This window comes from Kitasatospora sp. NPDC036993, assembly GCF_055607525.1.
Genome location: NZ_JBVJRP010000010.1, coordinates 361,079 through 368,696 on the forward strand (window position 1 = coordinate 361,079; position 7,618 = coordinate 368,696).

The following is a 7,618-nucleotide window of genomic DNA, read 5'->3' on the forward strand; positions in this document are numbered from 1 at the left end:
ACACCCGCCACCGGGGACGCCCGGGCCGCAAGCACCGGCCCGGACGCCCCCGGCGGCCGGGCCGGTCAGCCGCCGGCGCCCGAGCGGTGAACGGTGAGGTCACCGTAAGCCGACAGGGCGGCGACCGGGCGGTGAACGGTGAGGTCACCGTAAGCCGACAGGGCGGCGACCGGGTGGTGGACGGTGAGGTCACCGTAAGCCGACAGGGCGGCGGCAAGGTCCCCGGGCCGGCGGCGCACGGTGGCGTCCAGGAAGGCGAGCGTGGCCGCGGCGACGACGCGCGGGCCGCGGGTGCGGCCCAGCGAGCCGACCATCGAGGGCACCGGCGGCAGGTACAGGGGCGCGTCGGTGAAGGTGAGGTGGGCCGCGCCCGGAATGGTGAGCCGGTAACCGGTGGCGGTGGCGCGGCCGAGGACCTCGGCGAGACGGGGGAGGTAACGCGGGTCGGTGGCCGGGCCGACGGCCTGGGTGAGGGCCAGCACCGGCCGGCGCAACGGCGCCGGGTCGGGGTCGCGGGGGTAGCCGTCCAGGTCGATGACCGCGGTGAACCGACCGTCCTGACGGGCGGCCTGCAAAGCCGCGGCACCGCCCAGGGAGTGACCGGCCACCGCCGCCCCGGCGGTGTCCAGGCGTCCGGCCAGCGGGTCGCCGCCCTCGCCCCGGTCCAGCCGCTCCAGCCGGGTCAGGACGAAGCCGAGGTCCGCGGCCCGGATCCGCGTCGTCTCGACGGCCCGCCGCTCGTCCTCGGCGTCGTCACCGGTGGCGGCGAGCCCGGTACCGATCGTACGGCCGTCCGCGAGGACCACCACGGCGGAGTCGTACGGATGGTCGAGGGCCGCGACCACGTAGCCGTGAGAGGCCAACTCCTCGGCCCAGGCGGTGTTCTGGGTGCGCACCCCGCCCAGCCCCGGCGAGAACAACACGACCGGGAACCGCGCGCCCCCACCGGCCGGCACCGCGCCGGGCAGCGCGTGGCTGCGGGCGCGCGGGACACCGTCGACCAGGAAACCGGGCAGGCCCGCGTAGCGGGCGAGGGCACCCGAGACGGTACGCGCCTCCTGCTCCGTACGGCCCAGATACCGGGCCCGCGGCGCGCCCACCGGGCCGTCCTCGGCCGGGTACCAAAGCTGGACGACGACCACGCGCCGATCACCCGCGTCCACGGCAGCGGCCTCCGGACGGTCCACGTCGGTCCACTGCACCACCCGGCTACCCACCGCGAAACGGCCCGTCGGCCCGGGGAACACCGGGACGGGGAAGGCCCACGCGGCCCCGGGACCGGCCGCGGTCAGGGCCAGGCACACCGCCGATCCCGGCAGCGCCACCCACCAGCGGGCCCGCCCGGCCGGCCGCGCTCCGCGCCGGCGCCGCACCAGCGGGGAGAACGCGAACGGCAACGCGAGGGCGGCACCCGCCAGGACCGGCAGCATCTGCCAGCGCAGCCCCGCCACGCCCAGCACCGCCGCGCACAGCACGACGGCCGATCCCGCCGCGACCGTGACGGGCGGACGGGCGGCGGCGGGAAGCCAGCGCGCCGCCACCAGCGCGACAGCGCCCAGCAGGGCGAGGATTTCCAGGGGGGACATCTGCGGTCCCGTCATGATCTCGGTCACCCGGCCATCCTCGGCGCGCGCCACCCGCCGCCACATCAATCCCCGGTCGCCGCCGCCCGCCACCGCGATCGCAGCCCCGGACCACGCGCCGTACGACCGGAGGCGCACCCGGACACCCCGGACCGGCGGCCGCCCTGCGACCACGGGAGGTAACGCGGCTCCTCCTGCGGTCGTACCCCGGCCCCCCGCGATCAGACGGCGGGCTCATGCGCCGCCGTATGCCGCGGCCCTACGGTGACAGGGCCGCGGCACGCGCCGGGCCGCGCCGGCCCCGCACCCGGCCCGGCCCCGGCCGCACCCGGCGGCGCTCCCGGCCGGGACCGCCTTGACACCGAACCGACGGGAACGCGTGATGACCGAGGCGGCCGCGCACACCGGCACCGCCCACCCCCCGCACCACCGGGACCGGGCACCACGGGACCCGACGGCCCCGCACTCCACCCGCCGCCCCGGCCCGGCGCGCGCACTGAACACCCTGCGCCGCCGCGGCCGGCGGCTGCCGCCCGCACTGGGGGACGCCCTGCTGTCGGCACTGCTCCTGGTCAACATCGCCACCACCCGCGAGCCGCGGGAACTGCCCGCCGCCCTCGCCCTCACCGCCGCCCTCACCCTGCCCCTGCCATGGCGGCGCCGGGCCCCGCGCGCCGTGTTCGCCGCCGTGGCCGGCGCGGCCCTCCTCCAGTGGCTGGCCAACATCCAACTGCCCGCCGACATCGCCCTGCTGGTCGCGCTCTACACAGTCGCCGCGACCACCGGCCGGCTCCACACCCTGATGGCCGCGGCCGTCGTCGAGACGGGCGCCGTACTGGCCTGCCTGCGCTGGACCGCCGACGGCGCGTTCGCGACCCCCCTCGCCGCGGTCACCGCGACGGCCGTGGCCGCCGCCGTCCTGGGCGTGAACGTCCGCACCACACGCGCCTACCTCGCCGCCGTCGAGGAACGGGCCGCACGCCTGGAACAGCACCAGGAACAGCAGGCACGACTGGCCGCCACCGAGGAACGGGCCCGCATCACCCGCGAGATGCACGACATCGTCACCCACAACCTGTCCGTCATGGTCGCGCTCACCGACGCCGCCCTCTACGCGCAGCACCGCTCACCCGACAGGGCGACCGGCGCGATGCGCCAGATCGCCGAGACCGGCCGGCAGGCCCTGACCGACATGCGGCGCTCCCTGGGCGTGCTGCGCACCGACGAACCGGACGCGCAGCGCCACCCACTGCCCGGCATCGCCCAACTGCCCGCCCTCGCCGACCAGATGGGCGCCGCCGGACTGACCACCAGCCTCGACGTCCACGGCGCCCACGCCCCCATGCCCGCCACCGCCCAGCTCACCGTCTACCGCCTGGTCCAGGAAGCCCTGACCAACGCCCTCACCCACACGCCCCCCGGCACCCGCGCGACGGTCCTGGTCCGCTGCTCGGACCGGACCGTCACCGTGGACGTCACCGACGACGGCCCCACCCCGCCACCCGCCGGCACCACACCGGGCGGCCACGGCATCCCCGGCATGCGCGAACGCGCGGCCGCCTACGGAGGCACCCTGCGGGCCGGCCCGCTGCCCGGCGGCGGCTGGCACGTCCACACCCGCCTCGACCTCGACAGCAACACCCAGGTGTCCGCATGACGATCCGCATCCTGATCGCCGACGACGAAGCACTGCTGCGCATGGCCTTCGCCACCGTCCTGGAAGCCCAACCCGACATGGCACCGGTCGGCGAGGCCGCCGACGGCGCCCAGGCCGTCCACCTGGCCCGCGAACTGCGGCCCGACGTCGTCCTGATGGACGTCCGGATGCCCGGGACCGACGGCATCGAGGCGACCCGCCAGGTCGTCCGGGCCTGCCCCCGCACCAGCGTGCTGATCCTCACCACCTTCGACCTCGACGCGTACGCCTTCACCGCACTCGACGCCGGCGCCTCGGGCTTCCTGCTGAAGAACACCAGGCCCGAGGAACTGCTCACCGCCATCCGCGACGTGGCCGCCGGCGACGCGGTCCTCTCCCCCCGGATCACCCGCCTCCTGCTGGAGAACTTCCGCCCCCACCTGCCCGGCCCCGCCCACGCCGCCCGCGACGAACGGCTGCGCCGGCTCACCCCCCGCGAACACGAAGTGCTCGTCCAGGTCGGCCGCGGCCTGTCCAACACCGAGATCGCCGCCGCCCTGCACCTCGCCGAAGCGACCGTCAAATCCCACCTGGGACGCGTCCTGCACAAACTCGGACTCCGCGACCGGATCCACGCCGTGATCTTCGCCTACGAGAACCGCCTCGTCCGCCCGGCCTGACACCACCACCGGGCACCGGACACCGCCACCGGACACCCCGCCCCCCGGACGCCGCCGCGGGCGGAGCAGGGCGGGGCCGGGCACGGCCGCCGGGGCGGGATGTCCCCGGGTTTACGACGATGCCCCCATGGACACCCCGACCCCCCCTACGCTCCTGGTCCGCCCCGCCGGCCCCGCGGACCGGAACGCACCGACCGGCATCGACACCGTCGCGGCGGCGGGCGACCCGGCCCGGCGCGCGGCCGTACGGCGCTGGTGCGAACAAGGCAGCGCCGTCCTCGCCGAGGACGCCCCCGGGCCCCTGGGGTACGGCGTCCTGGAGCACACCTTCTTCGGGCAGGGCTTCGTGACCCCACTGACGGTCGCCCCCGGCGAACGCGGACGGGGCATCGGGGCCCGCCTGCTCCACGCCCTCGAAGCGGCCTGCACCACACCGAAACCGTTCACCTCGACGAACGTCTCCAACCAGCCCATGCAGCGCCTGCTCCACCGCGCCGGCTGGCAGGCCGCCGGAATCCTCCACGGCCTGGACGAGGCAGACCCCGAACTGTTCCACCTCCGCCCGCCGCAACGCCCCGCACCCGCTACCGGCCCCACTCACCCGGCAGACTGAGACCACCACACCCCGCCACCCGCCCCACCACCCGGCCCGGCTTACGGCCTAGCGACAGCGGGGCGGCCCAGCGGTCCGGCATGGGCGAGCGGCGGGGCGATGGCCTGGGCGTCCGCGCCCTCGCCCACCCACAGACCGATCAGCAACGCCGCCGCCGCCTCCAGCAGATGCGCCCGGGCCAGCGGCCCCGCGGACACCGGCTCACCACCCGCACCGCGCACCAGCGCGGCGACGGCCGCCAGCGCGCCCGGATCGTCCCCGCACAACGGCACCGCCAACGCCCGCCCACCGAAGACCGGCGGGCGCACGTCCCACACACCCGCGTGGCAGAGGTTGAACGCCTTGACCACCCGCACCCCGGGCGCGGCGGCCGCGACCCGCTCGGCCACCGACGGCCCGTACCCGGTCGCCAGGGCGAACCCGGCCGCCACCGGGTTCGAGCAGTCCACCACGGTACGACCCGCCAGCACCCCGGCGTACTCCGCCACCACCACAGGCCCGGCCCGCCACGGGACGGCCAGCAGCACCGCGCCGTCACCGTGCTCCACCGCCTCCCCCACCGTGCCGCAGCGCACCCCCGCGTCCCGGGCCGCCGCAGCCGCCCGCTCCCGCTCCCGGCCTTACGGGGCGGCAGGGCGGCCCAGCGGCCCGGCATGGGCGAGCGGCGGGGCCACGGCCTGGGCGTCCACGCCCTCGCCCACCCACAGACCGATCAGCAGCGCCGCCGCCGCCTCCAGCAGATGCGCCCGGGCCAGCGGCCCCGCGGACACCGGCTCACCACCCGCACCGCGCACCAGCGCGGCGACGGCCGCCAGCGCGCCCGGGTCGTCCCCGCACAACGGCACCGCCAACGCCCGCCCACCGAAGACCGGCGGGCGCAGGTCCCACACACCCGCGTGGCAGAGGTTGAACGCCTTGACCACCCGCACCCCGGGCGCGGCGGCCGCGACCCGCTCGGCCACCGACGGCCCGTACCCGGTCGCCAGGGCGAACCCGGCCGCCACCGGGTTCGAGCAGTCCACCACGGTACGACCCGCCAGCACCCCGGCGTACTCCGCCACCACCACAGGCCCGGCCCGCCACGGGACGGCCAGCAGCACCGCGCCGTCACCGTGCTCCACCGCCTCCCCCACCGTGCCGCAGCGCACCCCCGCGTCCCGGGCCGCCGCAGCCGCCCGCTCCCGCTCCCGCCCGCCCACCAGCACCTCGTGCCCGGCCCCCGCCCAGGCACCCCCCAGCGCCCGCGCCATCGCCCCACTGCCCACGATCCCGACCCTCACACCCGTCAACTCCCCTGCCACCGCCACGTCTTCACACCCCGACGGCACGACAGTAGACGCCCCCTCAGGCACCACCCGGTACCCCACCCGCCACCAGCACCTTCCCCGCCGCCCGCCCCGCCCGCAGCCGCCCGCTTCGACGCAGGCCCCCTGCGGACAAACGGAGTTGCCGCCCGGGAGCGGACCCGGACAGCATGATCCGACCGCGCCCGGCGAGCGACCCGACCGCCCGCCCGCCCGGGAATCCGACCGCGCCCGGCGGGGGGACCGCGGAAGACCCGGAGTCCGACGTGACACCGGCCTGCGCCGCAGGCGCGGGACACGACCTCGTCCCGGCACTCAGGTCGGTGACCGGGCCGAACGCCCGGCACAGCGGGCAACTGCCCGGAGCCGTCCCGGTGACGGCCGTGGACCGGACCCGGTCCGAGGACGCGGCGCAGGCGGCGAGGCGTCTCGACGCGGCCGGCGCGCGAGCCCACCTGGCCTGCCGGCGGTGTGAGCGGGCGATGTCGCCACAGGACTGCCCGGTGGACCCGGAGCCGTGCTCCTCGCCCTGCCCGTCCCCGACGGGCTGCCCCGCGAACCGCCCGCGAACCCGACCGGACCGCGCCCGGCCCCGGCCCAGGCCCGGGATGGCGCCCGGCCCGGGCCCTGGCCCGGGATGGCGCCCCGCCCGCGGGCGGGCACGTCACGGCCGCGGGCCGTTCGCGCGGGGACGGGCACGGACGGGCGGGTCCGTCCCGGTGGTCGCGTCGCGGGCTCAGCCGGCCGGCGTGACCGGGGGCCTGATGCCGAGCCACTGTTCGGCGCCCCAGGCCTCGAACCGCTCCACCTCGGTGAACCCCAGCTTCGCCGCGAGACGCATCGAGCCGGCGTTGGCGCTCTGGGTGGTGAGCACCACCGGTTCGCCGGGAAGCGCGCCGGCGAGCCAGCCCAGTGCCGCCGCGCACGCCTCGGCGGCGTACCCGTGCCCCCACGCCGACGGCAGGAACAGGTAGCCGAGGCCGGCCTTCCCCGCGGCGGCCGGGCGGCTGTGCCCGGTCGCCCGCCGGAGCAGGACCTGGCCGATCACCGCCCCGTCCAGATCGACGGCGAAGCTCCCCGGCCACCGCTCGGGCACCCCGGGCATCCCACGTTCGAGCTCGTCACGGGGCCGGGGGCCGCCGAGGCAGGTGTGCACCTGCGGCGAGGCGAGCAGTTCGATGAACGCCGCACGGTCCCGGGCCTCGGGCTGACGGAGCACGAGCCTGTCGGTCCTGATCGGCTCGGGCGGCCAGGTTGCGAGTCCCAGATGTTCCATCCGGACACGCCAACAGGCACCCGCACCAGGCGAACGGGAGGCGTCCGGCTCCGCCCCGGAACGGCCTGCCCCTGGCCGTGGTCCCTCAACTCCCCTGCCACCGAACGGCCTCCACCGGCCCCCGGCGCGACAACGGGTACCCGGACCGGGCAGCATCCGGTCCATGACCGACCATCAGGGCCTCCTCGCCGACTGCCCCGCCCGTCTCGCCTTCGACCTACTCGCCCACACCTGGGACCCCGTCATCCTGTGGGCCCTGCGCCGGGGCCCGGTACGCCCGCACCGGCTGGTGAAACACATCGGCGGCATCAGCCCCAAAGCCATGAACCAGTCCCTCCACCGCCTACGCGCAGCAGGCCTGGTCCAACGCCTGCCCCGCCCCGGCACTCCCCCGCACGTCGACTACACCCTCACCCCACTCGGCCGCACCCTGCTCACCCCCCCTCGCCACCCTCGGCACCTGGGCCGCCACCCACGGCAACGCCGCCACCACCACCCAGACCAGCCCCACCACCTGACCCACCCC

The 7,618-nt window shown here is 77.0% G+C and carries 7 protein-coding genes and 1 pseudogene; 4 read left to right on the forward strand and 4 right to left on the reverse strand.

The window, feature by feature from the left end:
* Positions 1–65: 65 nt before the first annotated feature.
* Entirely contained in the window at positions 66–1,649 is a 1,584-nt protein-coding gene (locus tag ACZ7C5_RS23535; protein WP_470323409.1) for an alpha/beta hydrolase family protein, read from the reverse strand.
* Positions 1,650–1,965: 316 nt separating this feature from the next.
* On the opposite strand from ACZ7C5_RS23535, the gene ACZ7C5_RS23540 reads away from it, so the two are divergent.
* From ACZ7C5_RS23540 to ACZ7C5_RS23550, 3 genes are all read left to right on the forward strand, one after another.
* Positions 1,966–3,240, forward strand: a complete 1,275-nt coding sequence (locus ACZ7C5_RS23540; protein WP_401090415.1) for a sensor histidine kinase — start codon at positions 1,966–1,968, stop codon at positions 3,238–3,240.
* A complete protein-coding gene (locus ACZ7C5_RS23545; protein ID WP_470323394.1) occupies positions 3,237–3,899 on the forward strand; it encodes a response regulator in 663 nt (220 codons plus the stop codon). The genes ACZ7C5_RS23540 and ACZ7C5_RS23545 overlap by 4 nt, the downstream gene beginning before the upstream one ends.
* 127 nt (positions 3,900–4,026) lie before the next feature.
* Positions 4,027–4,512: a GNAT family N-acetyltransferase gene (locus ACZ7C5_RS23550; protein ID WP_470323395.1), complete on the forward strand. Its 486-nt coding sequence runs from the start codon at positions 4,027–4,029 to the stop codon at positions 4,510–4,512.
* 41 nt (positions 4,513–4,553) lie between these two features.
* Here ACZ7C5_RS23550 and ACZ7C5_RS23555 read toward each other — a convergent pair.
* The 3 genes and pseudogenes from ACZ7C5_RS23555 to ACZ7C5_RS23565 form a co-directional block, all read right to left on the reverse strand.
* Positions 4,554–5,117, reverse strand: a pseudogene (locus ACZ7C5_RS23555) (NADPH-dependent F420 reductase); the annotation flags it as partial.
* A 15-nt stretch (positions 5,118–5,132) separates the two neighbouring features.
* Entirely contained in the window at positions 5,133–5,792 is a 660-nt protein-coding gene (locus ACZ7C5_RS23560) for an NADPH-dependent F420 reductase (protein WP_470323396.1), read from the reverse strand.
* Positions 5,793–6,552: 760 nt separating this feature from the next.
* Positions 6,553–7,092: a GNAT family N-acetyltransferase gene (locus tag ACZ7C5_RS23565; RefSeq protein WP_470323397.1), complete on the reverse strand. Its 540-nt coding sequence runs from the start codon at positions 7,090–7,092 to the stop codon at positions 6,553–6,555.
* A gap of 163 nt (positions 7,093–7,255) precedes the next feature.
* On the opposite strand from ACZ7C5_RS23565, the gene ACZ7C5_RS23570 reads away from it, so the two are divergent.
* The coding region (locus ACZ7C5_RS23570) for a winged helix-turn-helix transcriptional regulator (protein WP_470323398.1) at positions 7,256–7,618 on the forward strand (363 nt) is incomplete at its 3' end.

Bases quoted from the DNA above. Each gene is read 5' to 3' on its own strand.
- ACZ7C5_RS23540 (WP_401090415.1), top strand. From the start codon at position 1,966: ATGACCGAGGCGGCCGCGCACACCGGCACCGCCCACCCCCCGCACCAC.
- ACZ7C5_RS23565 (WP_470323397.1), bottom strand. From the start codon at position 7,092: ATGGAACATCTGGGACTCGCAACCTGGCCGCCCGAGCCGATCAGGACC.
- ACZ7C5_RS23535 (WP_470323409.1), bottom strand. From the start codon at position 1,649: ATGTGGCGGCGGGTGGCGCGCGCCGAGGATGGCCGGGTGACCGAGATC.
- ACZ7C5_RS23550 (WP_470323395.1), top strand. From the start codon at position 4,027: ATGGACACCCCGACCCCCCCTACGCTCCTGGTCCGCCCCGCCGGCCCC.
- ACZ7C5_RS23545 (WP_470323394.1), top strand. From the start codon at position 3,237: ATGACGATCCGCATCCTGATCGCCGACGACGAAGCACTGCTGCGCATG.